Origin of the sequence: Plantibacter sp. Leaf1 (assembly GCF_001421315.1) — a bacterium.
GTDB lineage: Bacteria > Actinomycetota > Actinomycetes > Actinomycetales > Microbacteriaceae > Plantibacter.
The window spans coordinates 1-354 of the sequence record NZ_LMJX01000001.1; the positions used below are offsets into that span (position 1 = coordinate 1).

At 69.5% G+C, this 354-nt stretch carries 1 protein-coding gene; it reads left to right on the top strand.

Annotation, left to right across the window (positions count from 1 at the left end; genetic code table 11):
• Window positions 1–354, top strand: a 354-nt coding sequence (locus ASE44_RS00005) for an aldehyde dehydrogenase family protein (protein WP_157579761.1), incomplete at both ends; no start/stop codon positions are given.

Below are 354 nucleotides of genomic sequence, written 5' to 3' on the forward strand. Positions count from 1 at the left end.
AACGCCGCCAAACGGTTCATCATCATCGACGAGCTGTTCGACGACTTCGCCGCGAAGTTCACCACCGTGTTCACCGGCAACGCACCGGCCGACCCGATGGCGGAGAGCACCCAGCTCGGCCCGCTCTCGTCGTCCGCCGCGACCGAGCGCCTCAGCGAGCAGCTCGGCCGCGCGAAGTCGCAGGGCGCGACGATCCTGGCCTCCGGAGAGCCGTCGGGGAACTTCTTCCCACCCGCGGTCCTCACCGACGTGACGCCCGAGATGGACGCGTTCCACGAGGAGTTCTTCGGCCCCGTCGCAGCCCTGTACCGCGTCGCGTCGGAGGAGGAGGCCGTGCGCCTCGCGAACGACACC